Source organism: Streptomyces asoensis, assembly GCF_013085465.1.
Taxonomy (GTDB): Bacteria; Actinomycetota; Actinomycetes; order Streptomycetales; family Streptomycetaceae; genus Streptomyces; species Streptomyces cacaoi_A.
In genome coordinates this window covers 6,617,212-6,635,625 of sequence record NZ_CP049838.1, presented here as the reverse complement: position 1 = coordinate 6,635,625, position 18,414 = coordinate 6,617,212, and the positions used below count along the sequence as shown (strand labels likewise).

The 18,414-nt window shown below is 70.1% G+C and carries 18 protein-coding genes and 1 riboswitch; of the genes, 6 read left to right on the top strand and 12 right to left on the bottom strand.

Annotated elements, in window-relative coordinates; genetic code table 11:
• Positions 1–219: 219 nt before the first annotated feature.
• The 3 genes from G9272_RS29810 to mctP all read left to right on the top strand — a co-directional run bounded on the left by G9272_RS29810 (position 220) and on the right by mctP (position 2,989).
• Positions 220–984, top strand: coding sequence for a GntR family transcriptional regulator (locus G9272_RS29810; protein ID WP_020130765.1), 765 nt, complete (start codon positions 220–222; stop codon positions 982–984).
• Between the two features lie 113 nt (positions 985–1,097).
• A complete protein-coding gene (locus tag G9272_RS29805; RefSeq protein WP_171399383.1) occupies positions 1,098–1,367 on the top strand; it encodes a DUF3311 domain-containing protein in 270 nt (89 codons plus the stop codon).
• Positions 1,364–2,989, top strand: a complete 1,626-nt coding sequence (gene mctP, locus G9272_RS29800; protein WP_171399382.1) for a monocarboxylate uptake permease MctP — start codon at positions 1,364–1,366, stop codon at positions 2,987–2,989. Before G9272_RS29805 ends, mctP begins: the two co-directional genes overlap by 4 nt.
• A 53-nt stretch (positions 2,990–3,042) precedes the next feature.
• Here mctP and G9272_RS45500 read toward each other — a convergent pair whose 3' ends face one another.
• Both G9272_RS45500 and G9272_RS45495 read right to left on the bottom strand, forming a co-directional pair.
• On the bottom strand, positions 3,043–3,765 hold the full coding sequence (locus G9272_RS45500; RefSeq protein ID WP_253267981.1) for a hypothetical protein: 723 nt from the start codon (positions 3,763–3,765) through the stop codon (positions 3,043–3,045).
• Positions 3,766–3,792: 27 nt separating this feature from the next.
• Positions 3,793–3,972, bottom strand: a complete 180-nt coding sequence (locus tag G9272_RS45495) for a hypothetical protein (RefSeq protein ID WP_253267980.1) — start codon at positions 3,970–3,972, stop codon at positions 3,793–3,795.
• 311 nt (positions 3,973–4,283) lie between these two features.
• A riboswitch (cobalamin riboswitch) is annotated at positions 4,284–4,419 on the top strand.
• 124 nt (positions 4,420–4,543) lie between these two features.
• Here G9272_RS45495 and G9272_RS29790 point away from each other — a divergent pair.
• Both G9272_RS29790 and G9272_RS29785 read left to right on the top strand, forming a co-directional pair.
• Entirely contained in the window at positions 4,544–6,913 is a 2,370-nt protein-coding gene (locus G9272_RS29790) for a ribonucleoside-diphosphate reductase subunit alpha (RefSeq protein WP_171399381.1), read from the top strand.
• Complete coding sequence (locus G9272_RS29785) at positions 6,913–7,926, top strand: ribonucleotide-diphosphate reductase subunit beta (RefSeq protein WP_171399380.1); 1,014 nt, start codon at positions 6,913–6,915, stop codon at positions 7,924–7,926. The genes G9272_RS29790 and G9272_RS29785 overlap by 1 nt, the downstream gene beginning before the upstream one ends.
• Here the strand turns inward: G9272_RS29785 and G9272_RS29780 are convergent.
• On the bottom strand, positions 7,839–8,081 hold the full coding sequence (locus G9272_RS29780; RefSeq protein ID WP_082412921.1) for a hypothetical protein: 243 nt from the start codon (positions 8,079–8,081) through the stop codon (positions 7,839–7,841). The genes G9272_RS29785 and G9272_RS29780 overlap by 88 nt on opposite strands.
• Positions 8,082–8,174: 93 nt before the next feature.
• On the opposite strand from G9272_RS29780, the gene G9272_RS29775 reads away from it, so the two are divergent.
• On the top strand, positions 8,175–9,143 hold the full coding sequence (locus tag G9272_RS29775) for a helix-turn-helix domain-containing protein (RefSeq protein WP_171399379.1): 969 nt from the start codon (positions 8,175–8,177) through the stop codon (positions 9,141–9,143).
• 10 nt (positions 9,144–9,153) lie between these two features.
• Here the strand turns inward: G9272_RS29775 and G9272_RS29770 are convergent, their stop codons facing one another.
• From G9272_RS29770 to G9272_RS29730, 9 genes are all read right to left on the bottom strand, one after another.
• Positions 9,154–10,524: a bifunctional albaflavenone monooxygenase/terpene synthase gene (locus G9272_RS29770; protein WP_171399378.1), complete on the bottom strand. Its 1,371-nt coding sequence runs from the start codon at positions 10,522–10,524 to the stop codon at positions 9,154–9,156.
• Positions 10,521–11,618 carry an epi-isozizaene synthase gene (gene cyc1 / locus G9272_RS29765; protein ID WP_171399377.1) on the bottom strand — a complete coding sequence of 366 codons (1,098 nt, stop codon included), beginning with the start codon at positions 11,616–11,618 and terminating at the stop codon, positions 10,521–10,523. Before cyc1 ends, G9272_RS29770 begins: the two co-directional genes overlap by 4 nt.
• 283 nt (positions 11,619–11,901) lie before the next feature.
• The gene (gene def / locus G9272_RS29760; protein WP_171399376.1) at positions 11,902–12,552 is read right to left on the bottom strand and encodes a peptide deformylase; all 651 of its coding nucleotides are present in this window, start codon (positions 12,550–12,552) and stop codon (positions 11,902–11,904) included.
• A gap of 109 nt (positions 12,553–12,661) precedes the next feature.
• Positions 12,662–13,642, bottom strand: coding sequence for a tetratricopeptide repeat protein (locus G9272_RS29755; RefSeq protein ID WP_171399375.1), 981 nt, complete (start codon positions 13,640–13,642; stop codon positions 12,662–12,664).
• 125 nt (positions 13,643–13,767) lie between these two features.
• Complete coding sequence (locus G9272_RS29750) at positions 13,768–15,036, bottom strand: HD-GYP domain-containing protein (RefSeq protein ID WP_253267979.1); 1,269 nt, start codon at positions 15,034–15,036, stop codon at positions 13,768–13,770.
• Positions 15,033–16,340 carry an HD-GYP domain-containing protein gene (locus tag G9272_RS29745; RefSeq protein ID WP_171399374.1) on the bottom strand — a complete coding sequence of 436 codons (1,308 nt, stop codon included), beginning with the start codon at positions 16,338–16,340 and terminating at the stop codon, positions 15,033–15,035. Before G9272_RS29745 ends, G9272_RS29750 begins: the two co-directional genes overlap by 4 nt.
• 164 nt (positions 16,341–16,504) lie before the next feature.
• Positions 16,505–16,810: a mycothiol system anti-sigma-R factor gene (gene rsrA / locus G9272_RS29740; RefSeq protein ID WP_171399373.1), complete on the bottom strand. Its 306-nt coding sequence runs from the start codon at positions 16,808–16,810 to the stop codon at positions 16,505–16,507.
• Positions 16,807–17,667: a sigma-70 family RNA polymerase sigma factor gene (locus G9272_RS29735; protein WP_437184316.1), complete on the bottom strand. Its 861-nt coding sequence runs from the start codon at positions 17,665–17,667 to the stop codon at positions 16,807–16,809. Before G9272_RS29735 ends, rsrA begins: the two co-directional genes overlap by 4 nt.
• A gap of 98 nt (positions 17,668–17,765) precedes the next feature.
• Positions 17,766–18,413, bottom strand: coding sequence for an alpha/beta hydrolase family protein (locus G9272_RS29730; protein ID WP_253267978.1), 648 nt, complete (start codon positions 18,411–18,413; stop codon positions 17,766–17,768).
• Between the last annotated feature and the right edge of the window lies 1 nt (position 18,414).

Genomic DNA, 18,414 nt, shown 5'->3' with positions numbered 1-18,414 from the left:
ATGCAGGAACCTTTAAGTAAGAAGCCGTCGAAAACCTCGACTACGGAGGGTTCCACTCCGGTAGACCATTTGCCCTGGTGGACTAGACCAGCAAAGGTTGCGACGGTATACAGAGGGATCACGGAACGGTGGGGCAGCATCCCCGCGTCCGTGCCACGATGTGACCCGCGGCCGACGGCGTGTCGGCCATTTCGGCACCCGCAGCCGGGAAGGCAGGCCATGAGCACCGACGTCAGCAGTGCGGAGAACGAGGGTGGGGCGACCGTCCGTACCGCGCGTGTGCCCAAGTACTACCGCCTGAAAAAACACCTGCTCGACATCACGGAGACACAGTCTCCGGGCACCCCGGTCCCGCCGGAGCGCACCCTGGCGGCCGAGTTCGACACCTCGCGCACGACCGTCCGCCAGGCCCTCCAGGAACTCGTCGTCGAGGGCCGCCTCGAGCGCATCCAGGGCAAGGGCACCTTCGTCGCCAAGCCGAAGGTGTCCCAGGCGCTCCAACTCACCTCGTACACCGAGGACATGCGGGCCCAGGGCCTCGAGCCGACCTCGCAGCTCCTGGACATCGGCTACATCACCGCCGACGACCGCCTCGCCGACCTCCTCGACATAACGGCCGGCGTACGGGTGCTGCGCATCGAGCGTCTGCGCATGGCCAACGGCGAACCGATGGCCATCGAGACGACCCATCTGTCGGCGAAGCGCTTCCCGGCCCTGCGCAGGTCACTGGTCAAGTACACCTCGCTGTACACCGCCCTCGCCGAGGTCTACGACGTCCGTCTCGCCGAGGCCGAGGAGACCATCGAGACCTCGCTGGCCACTCCGCGCGAGGCGGGCCTGCTGGGCACCGACGTGGGCCTGCCGATGCTGATGCTCTCCCGCCACTCGCTGGACCAGGAGGGCCGGCCGGTGGAGTGGGTGCGGTCGGTGTACCGGGGCGACCGGTACAAGTTCGTGGCACGGCTGAAGCGGCCCACCGAGTAGCCCACCGCGTAGAGGGTCTGTGGAGGGTCTTCCGCTGGGCTTATCCGTCACTTACATTGCCTGCGCATTACATCTGTGATCAAGGCGATCAGAGTGAGGGGACGGAGCCGCCGATGTCCGACGAGAAAACGAGGGAACCGGTGGTGACGCCTGCGCGCGTCGCCATCGCCCTCTGTCTGATCGCACCCTTCGTGGCAATGCTGTGGGTGGGTTCGTACGCGAAGGTGGATCCGGCGTTCATAGGGATCCCCTTCTTCTACTGGTACCAGATGCTGTGGGTGCCCCTCTCCGCCGCGCTCACCGTGACCGCGTACAAGCTGTGGCAGCGTGACCAGCGCGGCCGCGCGGGCTCTTCTTCCGCGAAGGGTGGTGCGTCGGAGTGAAGGACGGCGTGAACGGCGTCGCGCTCGCCGTCTTCATCTTCTTCTTCCTGGCCGTCACGGTCATGGGCTTCCTGGCCGCGCGCTGGCGCAAGGCCGAGAACGACAGCCTCGACGAATGGGGCCTCGGCGGCCGGTCGTTCGGCACCTGGGTCACCTGGTTCCTGCTCGGCGGCGACCTGTACACCGCGTACACCTTCGTCGCCGTACCCGCGGCGATCTACGCGGCGGGCGCGGCCGGCTTCTTCGCGGTGCCGTACACGATCCTCGTCTACCCGCTGATCTTCACCTTCCTGCCCCGACTGTGGTCGGTGTCCCACAAGCACGGCTATGTGACGACCTCGGACTTCGTGCGCGGCCGGTTCGGCTCGAAGGGCCTGTCGCTGGCGGTCGCCGTCACCGGCATCCTGGCGACGATGCCGTACATCGCGCTCCAGCTGGTCGGCATCCAGGCCGTGCTCGACGTGATGGGCGTCGGCGGCGGCGAGGACACCAACTGGTTCGTGAAGGACCTGCCGCTGCTGATCGCGTTCGGCGTGCTGGCGGCCTACACCTACTCCTCGGGTCTGCGGGCCCCCGCACTGATCGCGTTCGTGAAGGACACGCTGATCTACATCGTCATCGCGGTGGCGATCATCTACATCCCGATCAAGCTGGGCGGGTTCGACGACATCTTCGCCAAGGCGGGCGAGGCGTTCAGCCAGACCAACCCGGCGACGGGCAAGCCGCGCGGCGCGCTGGCACCGGCGGAACCCGGCCAGTGGACGTACGCCACGCTGGCGTTGGGCTCGGCGCTGGCGCTGTTCATGTACCCGCACTCGATCACGGCGACGCTGTCGTCCCGCAGCCGTGAGGTGATCCGCCGCAACACCACGATCCTGCCGCTGTACTCCCTGATGCTGGGCCTGCTGGCGCTGCTGGGCTTCATGGCGATCGCGGCCGGGGTCAAGGTCACCAACGGACAGTTGGCGATCCCGCAGCTGTTCGAGGACATGTTCCCGTCCTGGTTCGCGGGGGTGGCGTTCGCGGCGATCGGCATCGGCGCGCTCGTGCCCGCGGCCATCATGTCGATCGCGGCCGCGAACCTCTTCACCCGCAACATCTACAAGGACTTCATCAAGCCGGACGCGACGCCCGCGCAGGAGACGAAGGTCTCCAAGCTGGTCTCGCTGCTGGTGAAGGTGGGCGCCCTGGTCTTCGTCCTCACCATGGACAAGACGGTCGCCATCAACTTCCAGCTGCTGGGCGGGATCTGGATCCTCCAGACGTTCCCGGCCCTGGTCGGCGGCCTCTTCACCCGCTGGTTCCACCGCTGGGCCCTGCTCGCCGGCTGGGCGGTCGGCATGGTCTACGGCACCTTCGCCGCTTACGGTGTCGCCTCCCCGACCCAGAAGCACTTCGGCGGCTCGTCGAAGGAGATCCCGGGCATCGGCGAGATCGGCTACATCGGTCTCACGGCGTTCCTGATCAACGTCGTCGTCACGGTGGTGCTGACCTTCGTCCTGAAGGCGGCCAAGGCCCCCGACGGCATCGACGAGACGAAGCCGGAGGACTACACGGCGGACGCGGGCGACCCGGGCGTGGCGGTCGAGCTGCCCCCGGCGACGGCGGGCGCCGGTCACTAGGGGCGCACGATCGGCCGGACGGGCCCAGGGGCGCAGGATCGGCCGGCCGAGGCCTAGTCCCGTGTCCGGCCGGCCATCGCGTCCCAGAAGCGGTCCAGTTCGCGGACTCGCATGCCGACCCAGTGCGGGGTCTTCCGGCGCAGCCCCCGGGGCAGCCAGCGCCGGACGCTGCCGGGCAGCAGAGCCTGTTGCTGGCGGCAGAACGACTCGCGGATCTCTCCCGGGGCACACCGCCCCGGGGAGGGTACGGGCAGAGCTGGAACTTGCAGTCGGGCAGACAGGTCGTGCCCGGTGCCGGCGGGGTGGACGTGCCGATGCGCAGTCCGGGCCGCAGCGGCTCCCGGTCCGTGCAGATGCACGGCGGCCGGGTGTTCGGTGAGCCGTACGAGGACGGCGGTCTTCCCCGTTCCGACGCCGCCGACGAGCAGATACGGCCGCCGGGTGTCGCGCTCCCGCAGCCGCTCGGCAATGACCTGGGCGATGTCTTCGCAGCCCACGATCTGGGCGGTGTCGTATCCGGCGGTGGGCACCAGCCGACGCGGATCCCGCAGTGCCTTGACGAGATAGCGCCGCTTGGTCCAGCGGTACCACCAGAACAGGAAGAGCGCGGCGGCCATCGAGGCGGCGAGGACCGGACCGACGAACTTGAAGAGGGTTTCGAACCCCTCGTTGCCCTGCCGCCACTGCTCGAAGCCGGTCGTGTCGTGCGTGATGAGGATGAACAGGCCCTCCCCGACCCAGGCGAGCAGCGCCAACACGGCGACCAGCCAGATCATCCTGGTGACGTTGGCGTAGGAGACCCATCAGCGCCACTGCTTGGGGCGGGTGGCGCCGCGACGGGCTTCCAGACGGATCGTCAGGGAGTGCCAGCGGCCGACGAACCCGTGTCCGACCCGGTGTCCCGCCCGTCGGAAGACCAGTGTGGCCATCGGCGCGTCGCGCGGTCGCTCCTTGCCGGGCGGATGGCCGACGACCCTCGTCATGGCGTTCTCCTTGCGAGTTCCGAGAGGGTGGTTCCCGGGACGGAGGACTCGCGGGACAGAGGATTCGCACGGCGCCGACGCCTACTTCCATGGAATCACTCCCGGCACGCTCCGCAACCCGGGCGCCCGGCACACTCGGGTGCTCGCGGTCGACCGGGTCTGCGAACGTCCGGGTTTCGTCCGCACACCCGAGCGGGACCGGCATCCCGTGCGACACCGGAACGATCTCACCCTGATCGCCTATCAGCTGACGCTCTGAAACCGCCTCGACACAACATCTGGGGGTGGCGTGACAGGCGAGCACAAGATGTATGCTCATGCTCGCTGTCGCCGCAGGGGAATCCGGTGCGAATCCGGAACTGTCCCGCAACGGTGTACTTGCGTGCATCCATACCCGTATGCGCACGCCTGTTCAGTCCGAGGTCCTGCCGACAGCGTGCCCGGCCGTCCGGTCCGGGTGCCCTGACGTCCGGGTCTCGTGGAGTGGGCCGGTGGACGCGACGCCCCCGCGCGCTCGTGTGCTGCCCCCTGCCCTCCGCAAGGCCCACCGCCGAGCGAGGGAGAGCCCCACGTGACCATCGCGCCAGCCGACCCGGTTTCAGTCACCGAACTGGAGACCGACGGTCCCGGTACCGCGTTGCTGCGTACCCTGACCGAGCTGACCGCCGATCTGCCCGACGCCGACCCCGGCCGGGTCGCCGCCGCCGCCCTGCGCGGCCGGTCCGCCCGGGCCGACGAGGCGGAGCTGCGCGAGCTGGCCACGGAGGGGGCCGCGGGCCTGATCTCCGAGGACCCCGCCTACTCGAAACTGGCCGCCCGGCTGCTGACGATCAGCATCGCCGCGGAGGCCGCCTCCCAGGGCGTCACGTCGTTCACCGGATCGGTCGCCGTCGGCCACCGCGAGGGCCTGATCGCCGACCGCACCGCCGAGTTCGTGCGCCTCCACGCGGTCCGCCTCGACGCCCTGATCGACGAGCGGGCCGACGACCGCTTCGGCTACTTCGGGCTCCGTACCCTGCACAGCCGCTACCTCCTGCGGCACCCGATCACCCGCAAGGTCGTCGAGACACCGCAGCACTTCCTGCTGCGCGTCGCCTCCGGCCTCGCCGAGGACGACACGCCCCGTTCCGTGGACGAGGTCGCCGCGCTCTACGGGCTGATGAGCCGTCTGGACTACCTCCCGTCCTCCCCCACGCTCTTCAACTCCGGTACCCGGCACCCCCAGATGTCGTCCTGCTACCTGCTCGACTCCCCGCTGGACGAGCTGGACTCCATCTACGACCGCTACCACCAGGTGGCCCGGCTGTCGAAGCACGCGGGCGGCATCGGACTGTCGTACTCCCGTATCCGCAGCCGCGGTTCGCTGATCCGGGGCACCAACGGGCACTCCAACGGCATCGTGCCGTTCCTGAAGACGCTCGACGCCTCGGTCGCCGCGGTGAACCAGGGCGGCCGGCGCAAGGGCGCGGCCGCGGTCTACCTGGAGACCTGGCACTCCGACATCGAGGAGTTCCTGGAGCTGCGGGACAACACCGGTGAGGACGCCCGCCGGACGCACAACCTGAACCTCGCGCACTGGATCCCGGACGAGTTCATGCGCCGGGTCAACGCCGACGAGCAGTGGTCGCTGTTCTCCCCCGCCGACGTGCCCGAGCTCGTCGACCTGTGGGGCGACGAGTTCGACGCGGCCTACCGCAAGGCGGAGGCGGCCGGCCTCGCCAAGAAGACCATCCCCGCCCGTGACCTCTACGGCCGCATGATGCGCACTCTCGCGCAGACCGGCAACGGCTGGATGACCTTCAAGGACGCGGCCAACCGCACCGCCAACCAGACGGCCGAGCCGGGCCACGTCGTGCACTCCTCCAACCTCTGCACGGAGATCCTGGAGGTCACGGACGACGGCGAGACGGCGGTCTGCAACCTGGGTTCGGTGAACCTCGGCGCGTTCGTCGACACGACGGCCGGGGCGATCGACTGGGAGCGTCTGGACGAGGCCGTCCGCACGGCCGTCACCTTCCTCGACCGGGTCGTCGACATCAACTTCTACCCGACCGAGCAGGCGGGCCGCTCCAACGCCCGCTGGCGCCCGGTCGGCCTGGGCGCGATGGGCCTCCAGGACGTCTTCTTCAAGCTGCGACTGCCCTTCGACTCGCCCGAGGCGAAGGCGCTGTCCACCCGGATCGCCGAGCGCATCATGCTCGCCGCCTACGAGGCCTCCGCCGAGCTGGCCGAGCGCAACGGCCCGCTGCCGGCCTGGGAGAAGACCCGTACGGCCAGGGGCGTGCTGCACCCGGACCACTACGGCGTGGAGTTCAGCTGGCCCGAGCGCTGGGCGGCCCTGCGCGCACGGATCGCGCGGACCGGCATGCGCAACTCCCTGCTGCTCGCCATCGCCCCCACCGCCACCATCGCGTCCATCGCGGGCGTGTACGAGTGCATCGAGCCGCAGGTGTCCAACCTGTTCAAGCGCGAGACGCTGTCCGGCGAGTTCCTCCAGGTCAACTCCTACCTGGTGCAGGACCTCAAGGACCTCGGCGTCTGGGACGCCCGCACCCGTGAGGCGCTGCGCGACTCCAGCGGCTCGGTGCAGGAGTTCGCCTGGATCCCGGCGGAGGTGCGCGCCCTGTACCGCACGGCGTGGGAGATCCCGCAGCGCGGCCTGATCGACATGGCCGCCGCCCGCACCCCGTACCTGGACCAGGCCCAGTCCCTGAACCTGTTCCTGGAGACGCCGACCATCGGCAAGCTCTCCTCGATGTACGCGTACGCCTGGAAGTCGGGCCTGAAGACGACGTACTACCTGCGCTCCCGCCCGGCGACCCGTATCGCCCGCGCGGCCCAGGCGCAGACCCCCGCCACCATCCCCGTGCAGCAGGTGACCTCGGAAGAGGCCGTCGCCTGCTCCCTTGAGAACCCCGAGTCCTGCGAGGCCTGCCAGTAATGACCAGCGAAGCCAAGAACCTGCTCGACCCGGGCTTCGAGCTGACCCTCCGCCCGATGCGCTACCCGGACTTCTACGAGCGCTATCGGGACGCCATCAAGAACACCTGGACCGTCGAGGAGGTCGACCTCCACTCGGACGTCACCGACCTGGCGAAGCTCTCCGCGGGCGAGCAGCACATGATCGGCCGGCTGGTCGCGTTCTTCGCGACGGGCGACTCGATCGTGGCGAACAACCTCGTGCTGACCCTGTACAAGCACATCAACTCCCCCGAGGCGCGGCTCTATCTGAGCCGACAGCTCTTCGAGGAGGCCGTCCACGTCCAGTTCTATCTGACGCTCCTGGACACCTACCTCCCCGATCCGGAGGACCGGGCGGCCGCCTTCGACGCGGTGGAGAACATCCCGTCCATCCGCGAGAAGGCCGAGTTCTGCTTCAAGTGGATCAACGAGGTCGAGAAGCTGGACCGGCTGGAGAGCAAGGCCGACCGCCGCCGCTTCCTGCTCAACCTGATCTGCTTCGCCGCGTGCATCGAGGGCCTGTTCTTCTACGGCGCCTTCGCGTACGTCTACTGGTTCCGCAGCCGGGGTCTGCTGCACGGCCTCGCCACGGGCACCAACTGGGTGTTCCGTGACGAGACCATGCACATGAGCTTCGCCTTCGAGGTGGTCGACACCGTCCGCAAGGAGGAGCCGGATCTCTTCGACGACCAGCTCCAGGAGGAGGTGACGGCCATGCTGCGGGAGGCCGTCGAGGCCGAGCTCCAGTTCGGGCGGGACCTGTGCGGTGAGGGGCTGCCGGGCATGAACACCGACTCGATGCGGCAGTACCTCGAGTGCGTCGCCGACCAGCGTCTGTCGCGGCTCGGGTTCGCCCCGGTGTACGGCTCGGAGAACCCCTTCTCCTTCATGGAGCTCCAGGGCGTTCAGGAGCTGACCAACTTCTTCGAGCGCCGTCCGTCGGCGTACCAGGTGGCGGTGGAGGGCACCGTCGACCTGGACGAGGACTTCTGACCCTCCCTCTCCCCCCGGGCCTCCTGGGCCTCCCTGATCTGCCGGTCGGCGCGCCGGTCGCGCACGATGCCGAGCACGGACGGGAGGACCAGGAGGACGAGGATCCCGAGGACCATGAGCATTCCGATGAGGCCTTCGATCTGGTTCGTGTTCATGGACATCAGTCTGCTGCCGGACACTCCTGACCGTGAGTGGCAGGACTGCCGCACACCTTCAAATTCCTGCCACTTCGGGTGCACACTGGCAGCATGCTGAAAAACGTGGCCGCCGTCCTGGTCGACGGCGTGCATCCCTTCGAACTCGGCGTCGTCTGCGAGGTCTTCGGCCTCGACCGCAGCGACGAAGGGCTCCCGGTGTACGACTTCGCCGTGGTGTCGGCGGAGGGCCCGGTCCTGGGCACCCATGTCGGCGGGCTCACCGTGTCCACGCCGTACGGCCTCGACCGGCTGGAGGAGGCCGACCTGATCGCCGTACCGGCCGCCGACGCGAACATCGACCGCGCGTATCCGCCCGAGCTGCTCGCCGCGCTGCGCCGGGCCGCGGACCGGGGTGCCCGGGTCCTCAGCGTCTGCTCCGGGGTGTTCGTGCTGGGCGCCGCGGGGCTGCTCGACGGCCGGCGCTGCGCCGCGCACTGGCGGCACGCGGACGTGCTGGCCCGGCGCTACCCCCGGACCTCCGTCGAGCCGGACGTGCTGTACGTCGACGAGGACCCGGTGATCACCTCGGCCGGCACGGCCGCCGGGATCGACGCCTGTCTGCACCTGGTCCGCAAGGAGCAGGGGCCCGAGGTCGCCAACCGGATCGCCCGGCGGATGGTGGTGCCGCCGCACCGGGACGGCGGCCAGGCCCAGTACATCGAGCGGCCGCTGCCCCGGTCGCGGTGCGACACCGTCGGCGAGGTGCTCGTGTGGATGGAGCAGCACCTCGACGAGGAGGTCACGGTGGAGCAGCTCGCGGAACGCGCCCACATGTCACCGCGCACCTTCGCCCGCCGGTTCCAGCAGGAGACGGGCACCACGCCCTACCGGTGGCTGCTGCGCCAGCGGGTGCTGCTGGCCCAGCACCTGCTGGAGGCGACGGACGAGACGGTGGACGCGATCGCCTGGCGCGCCGGCTTCGGTACGGCCGGCGCCCTGCGTCACCAGTTCGTGCAGGCGCTGGGGACGTCCCCCAACGCCTATCGGCGCACGTTCCGCGGCCCGCAGGCCGTCGCCTGAGCCGCGGCTCTCACCCGGACACCGCCCGCAGCAGCAGCTTGCGCGGCCGGAGCGTGATGCCGATGTGCGTCCGGTTGTCGGAGCCCGGCACCGGCTCGAAGCGGAACGCGGACGCCACCACCGCGGCGATCAGTGTCAGCTCCGCCATCGAGAAGTGGTCGCTCGGGCACTTCCGGTTGCCGACGCCGAACGGCGTCATGGCGTACTTCGGCACCTTCGAGGAGCGGCCGGGCAGCCAGCGGTCGGGATCGAACTCCGTGTGCCGCTCGTACGACCGCGGATCGCGCTGTACGGCGTACGGGCTGTAGACGATGTCGGCGCCGGCGGGAATGCGGTAGCCGCCGAGCGCGGTCTCGGTCACCGCGCGCCGGGTCAATATCCATACGGCGGGATACAGCCGCATGGTCTCGACGATGACATTGGCGGTGTGCTGGAGCTTTCGGACGTCGCCGAATGCGACCGGCCGGTCACCGACGACGCTTTTCACCTCTTCGCGGATCTTGTCCACCTGGTCGGGGTGCTCGGTGAGGACGTGGAGCAGCGACATGACCATCGAGCCGGCTGTTTCGCTGCCCGGGGTGAGTATCGCGATGACCTGGTCGTGGATCTCCTGTTCCCCGATCGGGTCGCCATTCTCGTCCTTCGCCTCCAGCAAAGCCGTCAGCAAATCGTTCGGTTTTTGACCGGATGCACGGCGGTCGGCAATGATCTCGTCCACCAGCCGATGCAGATCGGCCAGCGCCCGGTTGAATTCGCGGTTGGCCGGAATCGGTACCCGATAAAGCGGTCCGAGGGGCACCACCATGCGCTGGTACATACCGGCGAACAGTGTGGCGAGCGCGGAGGTGATGCGCTCGGACCGGGCGTCCATATAGCTGCCGCGCATCAGACAGCGGGCGGAGATGCGCACGGACACCCGGAAGGACTCCGCGGTGACGTCGAGGACCTCGCCCTTCCGCCAGCGCTCGACGAGCGCGTACGCCTCCTCCTCCATGATCGGCCCGTAGGCGGGGATGGCGTCGAGCCGGAACGCGGGCTGGATCGTGCGCCGCTGGCGGCGGTGCAGCGGACCGTTGGCCGTCGCCACGCCCTCCTTGCCGAGCAGGCTCTCCAGGGACTCCCACAGGGGCCCCGAGATGATGTAGTCCGGGCTGAGCGCCAGGGCGCCGGTGAGGTCCGGCGCGGTGACGGCGTACACCGTCTTGGGGCCGAGCCTGAGGCGGACGACGTCGCCGTGGTCGCGGAGCTGGGCCAGGAAGGCCAGCGGGTCACGGGCCAGCCTCCAGCCGTGCCCGAGGAGCGGAACCCTGCCACCGGCCAACGGTGGCTCACGCAGTTCGGGCGCCGCGGGGGTCGCGGGTTTCACCGACTCGACGGTCATTTCTCACCTGCCGCTTCGTTGTTGACGTACGGGGGCGTGGACCGGTCGTCCCAGCTGTCGACCATGTATCGGCCGGACTCGTGGTGGAACCAGTAGACGGAACTGAACCAGTTCCGCATATTGCCGAGGCAGGACCGCACGGCGGCGCCGAGTTGATTTCCGCGGACCGTCCCGTCGGCGAGCCGGTCGGCGAGCCGTAAGACGTCCTTCTCGATGACGAGGAAATCCGAAATGCATCCGTCGACGCGTCGCCTGACTTCCTCGACCGCCTCTTCCAGGGTCAGCCCCTCATGGGTGATGAGACTGATTCCGAGATTGTGCACCTCATCGCCCGCGATTTCCTTGGGAAGCGAGCAGAGGTCGTTGTACCAGGCGGCGAATTCCTGACTGAGCAGCGCCGCGCGGCGAAATGCGGGATGTTTCCTCACCGGGTCCGGGAGTTCACGTCCCGCACTCGGCTCCAGCAGGTCGGTCCAGATCCAGTGCGCAAAGGTGAGCCGACGCAGCGCCAGGTATTCCTCGACTCCGGGAATGCGCCCTTCGATTCGGTTGTGGAATTCACGGTCGTACGCGTCGATCACGGCGTGGAAGTGTCGGGTGAACCGGGCGTTCCAGGTACCGGGAAGGAAGGAGTGCAGCCGGCGCACACTGTCCGCGAGCCCGGCGACCAGCGGATCCGGGTGGCGCAGATGCTCCGCAGGGGAGTCCAGGGCCGCGTGCAAGCGGAACCTGAGCCGCCGCCAGGAGGACGTCCGGCCGTGCACGACGTCACGGTCGTGCCGGTCGTCCCAGACGAAGAACCACGCGCTGTAGTCGGCGATGGCCTGCATGACCTCGTCGGGTGCGCCGAGGTAGAAGCCCGCCATCAGGTCGGTGTAGCAAAGTCCGTCGGCATATTCTGCGACCTTGTCCGCCGGCATCAACCGCATTTCCAGCAGCCAGGCACGCGTCTTCTCCTGCAACTGAGGCCAATACGGATGCAGTTGCCGGGGAAACGCCGCCTCGATGACCGGAAGAGAGAGCGAGGGAGGGACCGCGGGCGCGGTCACCGTCGCTGTGGTGCTGTATGTGGTGCTGTATGGGAAAGCTGGCACGGACAACCCCTCTCAGCCGCCAGTGGGCACACACCCCTCCCCCCGTGCCGGGCGTGCGCCGTTGCGTATCCCCGCACTTCCCATTCAGCACTACAACTGACCGTTCTGGGAACGGATTTGCTTCATTCACCACCCCAACATGCCGAGAATCCGCCCCCACGTGACTGGTTACGGATCAGCAGATGTGCAGTAGATGTGCGTAAGCGATCGAACGTCCGTCGGACACACGAACGACGCCCGGCCGGAGGGATCCCGGCCGGGCGTCGTGGTCGTGCGGGTGGGCTCAGTCGTTGGCGACCACGGGGTAACGGGGCTCGTTCTCGGCCATCTGCCGCAGGGCGTCCTTGCGTTCACGCTTGGACAGACGGTCGATGTAGAGGTAGCCGTACAGGTGGTCGGTCTCGTGCTGCAAACACCGAGCGAAGTATCCGGTGCCGCGCACCTTGATCGGGTTGCCCTGCTCGTCCTGCCCGGTCACCTCGGCGTAGTCGGGACGGGCCAACGGCGCGTAGGCGGTGGGCACCGACAGACAGCCCTCGTTGCTGTCGTCCAGCCGGCGCCGGTCGGCGGGCAGTTCGACGAGCTTGGGGTTGCAGACGACGCCGGTGTGCCGGGCGCCCTCGTCGTCGGGGCAGTCGTAGACGAAGACCTTCAGGTCGACGCCGATCTGGTTGGCGGCCAGACCCACTCCCTCGGCGGTGTGCTGCGAGGCGAACATGTCCGCGACCAGCTGCCGCAGCTCCTCGCCGAACTCGGTGACGTCCTTGCACTCCTTGTGCAGCACCGGGTTCCCGACCACGGTGATCGGCCGCGAGGTGCCGGACTCACGCCATGCCAGCTCGCGCGCCTCCGCCTCCTCGGTGTCGATGACGAAGCCCTCGTCGTCCACGGGGAGCACGCCCGCGTGCTGCTGATCGGTGTCCTGCTGCGCCATGACCGACGATGCCTTCCTCAAACAGACAGGGGGTAAATGCTCGATACAGGGTACGGGGCAGCGCCCCTCCAGGGGCGCGGGGCCGTATCGCTATGCGGGCCGAAGACGGTCAGCAGACCTCTTCAAGATCCCGCCAGTCCCTGGAGTCGGGGCTGTCGGCGACCCACCCGTCCAGCAGCCCCCGGACCAGGGAAGCCGGGGCGGCCACGCCACACTCCCGCTCCGGCACCCACAGCTGCCCGTCCGTCCGGTGCCCGAGCGGACCCGGATGCCCCGGCTCGCTGTGGTCGTGCGGGTCGAGGTGCTCGCCGTCACCCTCGTCGGACGGCATCCGCGACTCCGAGCACATCCGACAGAGCAGCCGCACCGACGACGACCAGTCCTCCGCCGCGAAGCCCGCGTCGGCCGCCAGCTGCTCCAGCGCGTCCCGGTCCGACTCGGAGGCCGCCTCCAGCAGGACGACCCAGGTCGGCACGGGCGACGGCGCCCACAGCTCGATCTCGTCGAAGACCGGGTAGGAGTGGCCCGTGGCGGTGGTCCGCTCGCCGTGCGGCACCCCGTCGTGCAGCACGACCTCGCCCCAGCGCCGCCCGGACGAGGGCAGCGGGATGGACAGCACCTCCATCCGGGCCGGGTCCAGCCGCCGCCCCCACACCACCTCGGCCTCGCCCTCGGGCGACAGCCGTACGGCCGCGCTGCCCAGCTCCATGCCGACCGGCTCGCCCGCGCCTATGGCGTTGCCCGGCACCCGCAGCCCGTACGCCTGCCAGGCGCGGCGGGCCAGCGGCCAGTCCTGGAGGGCGGTGGCCGCGATGCCCACGTTCCACCAGTCGGGGGCCCCGGCCTCGCGGTCGAGAAGGGCGACGGCCCGGAGTCCCGCCGTGCGGGCCTGCTCCCAGTCGTGCCGGAACTTGTGCAGCAGGGCGAGGTTGAACCAGGACTCGGACAGCCAGGGTTCCAGGTCGGCGGCACGTGTCAGCAGCGCGCCCGCGTCCTCGTACCGCCCGTCGCCGATCAGCGTGAACGCGCGGTCGGTGGCCTGCCGCCAGGAGGCGGAGGGCCGGTGCCGTCCCTTGCCGAAGATCCTCACGATTCCCGCCTGCCAGTTCCGTTCTGTGGGCTGGCCAGTGCCCCCGGACACTCTCTCCCTCGCATCCAACCACGTGTGGCCGGAGGGCCGCTCATTACCCATGGGTTACCCACCCACGGGCGAGGTCAGACAGCCCACCCGTCGCCCGCCACCACCCTGCCCGAGGCGCGGCGCGCCACCCCTATATTCCAAAGCACCCTGGCCAGGGCCTCCACCACCTCGGGCGCGTACTCCCCGCCGGTGCCGAGGCGCAGCTCCTCCAGGGCGGTGAAGGGCCCACCGGGACCGCTGCCCAGCACCTTCTCCTCGTATGCGTTCACCACCCGGACTATGCGCGCGGCCACCGGCTGCTCAAGGTAGGGGTCGGCCTGCCGCTCGACGACCGCCGCGACCTGGGCGCCCGCCCCGGTCTGGCGGACGACGGCCCCGCCGAGCAGCGCGATCCGCCGCTGCTGGGCCGCCGGCAGCCCGGCAGTCGCACCGGCCGGGACCGGGTCGACGAGGCTGAGCTGGCCGATGTCGTGCATGAGGGCCGCGTACTCCAGGACGGTCAGCTCGGGCTCCGGCAGCCCCAGGTCCCGGCCCACTGCCTGGCTGAGGGCGGCGACCCGGCGGGCGTGCCCGGCCGGGGTGTACCCGGCGATCTCGGTGGCGCGGGCCAGCGAGGCGATGGTCTGCCGGTAGGTGGCCCGCACCGCCGCGTACCGGCGCAGGGACAGCTGGGTGAGCAGCAGCGGCACCGAGAACACCGGCAGCGCCCACAGCCCGACGACGGCCACCGCGAGCGCCATCACCGCCCCCGTCGCGCAGACCGCCGAGCCGATCCCTGGCACCGCCCGCAACTCGTCCCGCAGCAGTGGGGTGAACGGCCAGCCGGTACGGGAGTGGGCGAGCGCGGCGGCGACCACGGCGTCGCACAGGACGGTCAGGACGAGCAGCGCGAGCAGCAGCAGCGCGTAGGCGGGCCCGCTCCAGCCGTCGAACACCCCGCGGTTGTGGAGGGGCTGGAAGCAGACGGCGGCGAACCCGACGGCCAGTACCCGCCGGACCAGGTGGTCGAGGACGGCCTGTCCACGGGCCAGCTGCGGCACGCTGCCGAGCAGGGAGGCGGCCACCACGACCGCCACGACCTGGGTGACCCCGTGGTGCGTGGGGTGCCCGGCGTGCCCTCCGACCAGCGCGTACGACAGCGACCCGGCGACACCGAGCGGCGCGGCCTCCCGCAGCCGGGGTCCGCTCTGGGGCCGGGTCAGCTCCCCGACGGCGACGAGGATCCCGAAGGCGAGCGCGACGGGGCGGTCCTCGACGCCCGTCATGAACGTGACGAGGAGGGAGACGGCGACGAGGAGCGCGGCGGCGGAGTGGAGGGCGACGTGCGAGCGGCGGACGGTCATCGGCGCGCCTCGGACCGGTCGTCGGAGGCCTGCGCGGGCAGGGCCGGCCGGTCCTCCTCGGCGGTCACGACCGGATGCCAGCCGTCCCGGGCGATGACGTGCGTCAGCGCCGCGACCATCCGGGGGTCGAACTGGGCGCCCGCGCACCGCCGCAGTTCCTCCAGGGCGACGTGCACCGGCCGGGCCCTGCTGTAGGACCTGGTGGACGTCATGGCGTCGAAGGCGTCCGCGACGGCGACCACCCGGGCCGGCTCCGGGATCTGGCTGCCCACCAGCCCGTACGGGTAGCCCTTGCCGTCGATGCGTTCGTGGTGGTGGAGGATCGCCGAGCGGGCCTCGCCGAGGAAGGAGATGCCGCGGGTGATCTCGTGCCCGTATTCGGGGTGCAGCTCGATCACGCGCCGCTCCTGCGGTGTCAGCGGCCCGTCCTTGCGCAACAGCCGGGTGGGGACGCCGAGTTTGCCGACGTCGTGCAGGATCCCGGCGAAGCGGAGCATGTCGATCCGGCCCTCGTCCATCCCCAGTTCGCGCCCGATCAGCACCGAGGCCTGGCCGACGCGCTCGCTGTGCCCACGCGTGTAGCCGTCCTTGATGTCGACGGCCTGCACCAGGGCGCGGATGGTCGCCTGGTGGGCGGCGCGTTCCCGGTGGTACTGCGCGAACACCCACCACGACACGGCCATCGGGAACAGCACGAGCAAGGCGGCCACCGGCCCGTACGGGCTGAGCCACAGCACGGCCATCATCAGTCCGCCGAGCCCGTGCACCGCCAGCGGCGCCAGGGAGCGCAGGAACAGCCCCCGGCAGGCCCGCCGCAGCGGCAGCCCCTCGGCGAGCGCCAGCATCCCGCCGTCCAGCAGGGCGAGCGCGGCGCAGAACACCAGCACGGCCGCACCCGCCGGCACCAGCGCGTACGGCAGGTCGGAGCCGGCCACGGCTTCCCGCCCGCCGAGCACGGCGTGCACCTGGGCGGCCGCCCACACGGCGAGCGACGCGTGCGCGGCCCGCCAGACCCGGCGCAGCAGAAAGGGGCGCCGCTCGACGTGCGAGAACAGCGCCCCGGGCAGCGGGACGAGAGCGGCCGCGGCCGGCGCTAGCAGGAACGCCCCGGCCAGCAGCACGGGGTGCAGGGTGCCGCCGAACCTGCGCCGGGCGATCCGCTCGCCACCGGCGTACAGGGCGGCCAGCAGGGCGACGGCCCACCAGGGGGTACGCGCGCCGGGCAGCGGGGGGAGCGTGCAGAGCAGGGCGCCGAGGGCGACACAGGCGGCGTATCCGCGCGCCCGCGGCGGAATCCCCTCCATGACGCCTCCCCCAGCCGTACCTGTCCGGGCTCAGGAGCCTAGGACGGCCGGGGGCGGGTCCGCGGGCGTATCACCCGCGGATTAGCACATTCGAGTGACGGCAGCGCTTTCCGGAAGCGGCTTCCCTGGAACGGGCTCCTGGAAGCGGGCTTCCTGGAAGCGGCTCAGGTCTCCTGGGACGTCGTCGCCGTCACGTCGTGCTCGGGGACGGCCTGGCCGGAGCGGATCAGGTCGATCCGGCCCATGACCTTGGCGCGCAGGTCGGTCGGCACGTCGTCCCGCCCGCAGCACCGCTTGACCAGCTTCTTCACGGCCTCCTCCAGCCCGTACTTCTCCAGGCAGGGGGAGCACTCCTCGAAGTGGTGCTGGAACTTGTCCCGGTCCAGCGGAGGCATCTCGCTGTCGAGGTACTCGTACAGGTGGTCGAGGACCTCACCGCAGTCCGTCTCGTGCGGATCTCCGCAGCTCATGAGCCCGAACCTTTCGCTTCGTTCGACTCTCCGGCACCGGCCGGGACCAGCCCGCGCTCACGGGCGTAGTCCTCGAGCATGCCGCGCAGTTGACGGCGGCCCCGGTGCAGCCGGGACATCACCGTACCGATGGGTGTCCCCATGATGTCCGCGATCTCCTTGTACGCAAAGCCCTCCACGTCCGCGAGATACACGGCGATCCGGAACTCCTCGGGGATGGCCTGGAGCGCCGACTTCACGTCCGAGTCGGGCAGGTGGTCCAGCGCCTGCGACTCGGCGGAGCGCAGACCGGTGGACATGTGCGACTCGGCGCGCGCCAGCTGCCAGTCCTCGATCTCCTCGGCCGCGCTGCGCTGGGGTTCGCGCTGCTTCTTGCGGTACGAGTTGATGAAGGTGTTGGTGAGGATCCGGTACAGCCAGGCCTTGAGGTTGGTGCCCTCACGGAACTGGTGGAAGGACGCGTACGCCTTGGCGTACGTCTCCTGCACCAGGTCCTCGGCGTCCGCCGGATTGCGCGTCATGCGCAGGGCGGCCGAGTACATCTGGTCGAGGAACTCGAGCGCGTCCCGCTCGAAGCGCGCGCTGCGCTCGGCGGTGGATTCCGTGCCCGTCTCCCCGCTCACGCCCTGGCCCTCGGGCAGCTCCGCCTGGCCGTTGTCGGTCCCTGCGTCGGTACCGGTGACCGGACCCACCTCCTCAAGATCGCGGGTGGGAACGAAACCGATCCCACTCGAATCGGAGGATAGACGACTACCCGCGCCTGCCGCCGCTCCAATAGGAGCGGTCCTCGCCGCGTGCAGCACCGTCCAGTCCAGATCGGTGCGGCTGCTGCGGCTCGGGCAGATGGTCGAACCCATGCGGCGGACTTCCTCTCCCACTGACGTCGGTGCCGGTTGTTCAGCACTTCTGTCCGCCTCAACAGCGCACGGCCCCTCCACATTCCCCACCCGTCACCTCACCCGAGTGACGCGACCCACCCGACGACTTCGGCGGTGACGACCTCCAGCGTCTCCTCCTGGGTGACCCCGGCCCGCTTGGGCACGGCGAACCCGTGATCGCCGTACGCCACCTCCACGAGGGCGTACCCGCCCGCGGGGAACTCGTCCGGCCTGCCGAAGGGGTCGTTGCCGCCCTGGACGACGAGGGTCGGCACCCCCGCCCCGAGCAGCTCGTCGGCGCGCGACTTCTCCGGTCTGCCCGGCGGATGGAGCGGGAAGCTGAGCGCGAGCACGGCGTGCGCCCCGAGCTCGGTGGCCGTACGGCAGGCCACCCGCGCGCCGGCCGACCGCCCGCCCGAGATCACCGGCAGCCCGGGCGCGACGACGGCCGGCCAGATCCCGCGCCAGCCGACGTCGAGGGTCTTCGGCGCGGGCGCGACCTTCTTGCCGGCCACCCGCCAGGGCTGCTCGACCAGCGCGACGCTCACCCCGCGTCCGGGCAGCACGGCGGCGAGGGCCTGGAGGTCACGGGCCTCGACACCGCCCCCGGCGCCATGGCTGACGGCGAGGACGAGCCGCGGCTTCTCGGCGTGGTGCCAGGTGATGCGGGCGGTACCCGCCTCGGTCTCCACCGTTTCGGTGCTCACGACTGTTTCGCTGCTCACG

Excerpts from the sequence above, each read along its gene's own strand:
- G9272_RS29810 (WP_020130765.1), top strand. The coding sequence starts at position 220 with ATGAGCACCGACGTCAGCAGTGCGGAGAACGAGGGTGGGGCGACCGTC.
- G9272_RS29805 (WP_171399383.1), top strand. The coding sequence starts at position 1,098 with ATGTCCGACGAGAAAACGAGGGAACCGGTGGTGACGCCTGCGCGCGTC.
- G9272_RS45500 (WP_253267981.1), bottom strand. The coding sequence starts at position 3,765 with ATGATCTGGCTGGTCGCCGTGTTGGCGCTGCTCGCCTGGGTCGGGGAG.
- G9272_RS45495 (WP_253267980.1), bottom strand. The coding sequence starts at position 3,972 with ATGACGAGGGTCGTCGGCCATCCGCCCGGCAAGGAGCGACCGCGCGAC.
- G9272_RS29785 (WP_171399380.1), top strand. The coding sequence starts at position 6,913 with ATGACCAGCGAAGCCAAGAACCTGCTCGACCCGGGCTTCGAGCTGACC.
- G9272_RS29780 (WP_082412921.1), bottom strand. The coding sequence starts at position 8,081 with ATGAACACGAACCAGATCGAAGGCCTCATCGGAATGCTCATGGTCCTC.
- G9272_RS29775 (WP_171399379.1), top strand. The coding sequence starts at position 8,175 with ATGCTGAAAAACGTGGCCGCCGTCCTGGTCGACGGCGTGCATCCCTTC.
- G9272_RS29770 (WP_171399378.1), bottom strand. The coding sequence starts at position 10,524 with ATGACCGTCGAGTCGGTGAAACCCGCGACCCCCGCGGCGCCCGAACTG.
- def (WP_171399376.1), bottom strand. The coding sequence starts at position 12,552 with ATGGCGCAGCAGGACACCGATCAGCAGCACGCGGGCGTGCTCCCCGTG.
- G9272_RS29750 (WP_253267979.1), bottom strand. The coding sequence starts at position 15,036 with ATGACCGTCCGCCGCTCGCACGTCGCCCTCCACTCCGCCGCCGCGCTC.
- G9272_RS29745 (WP_171399374.1), bottom strand. The coding sequence starts at position 16,340 with ATGGAGGGGATTCCGCCGCGGGCGCGCGGATACGCCGCCTGTGTCGCC.
- rsrA (WP_171399373.1), bottom strand. The coding sequence starts at position 16,810 with ATGAGCTGCGGAGATCCGCACGAGACGGACTGCGGTGAGGTCCTCGAC.
- G9272_RS29735 (WP_437184316.1), bottom strand. The coding sequence starts at position 17,667 with ATGGGTTCGACCATCTGCCCGAGCCGCAGCAGCCGCACCGATCTGGAC.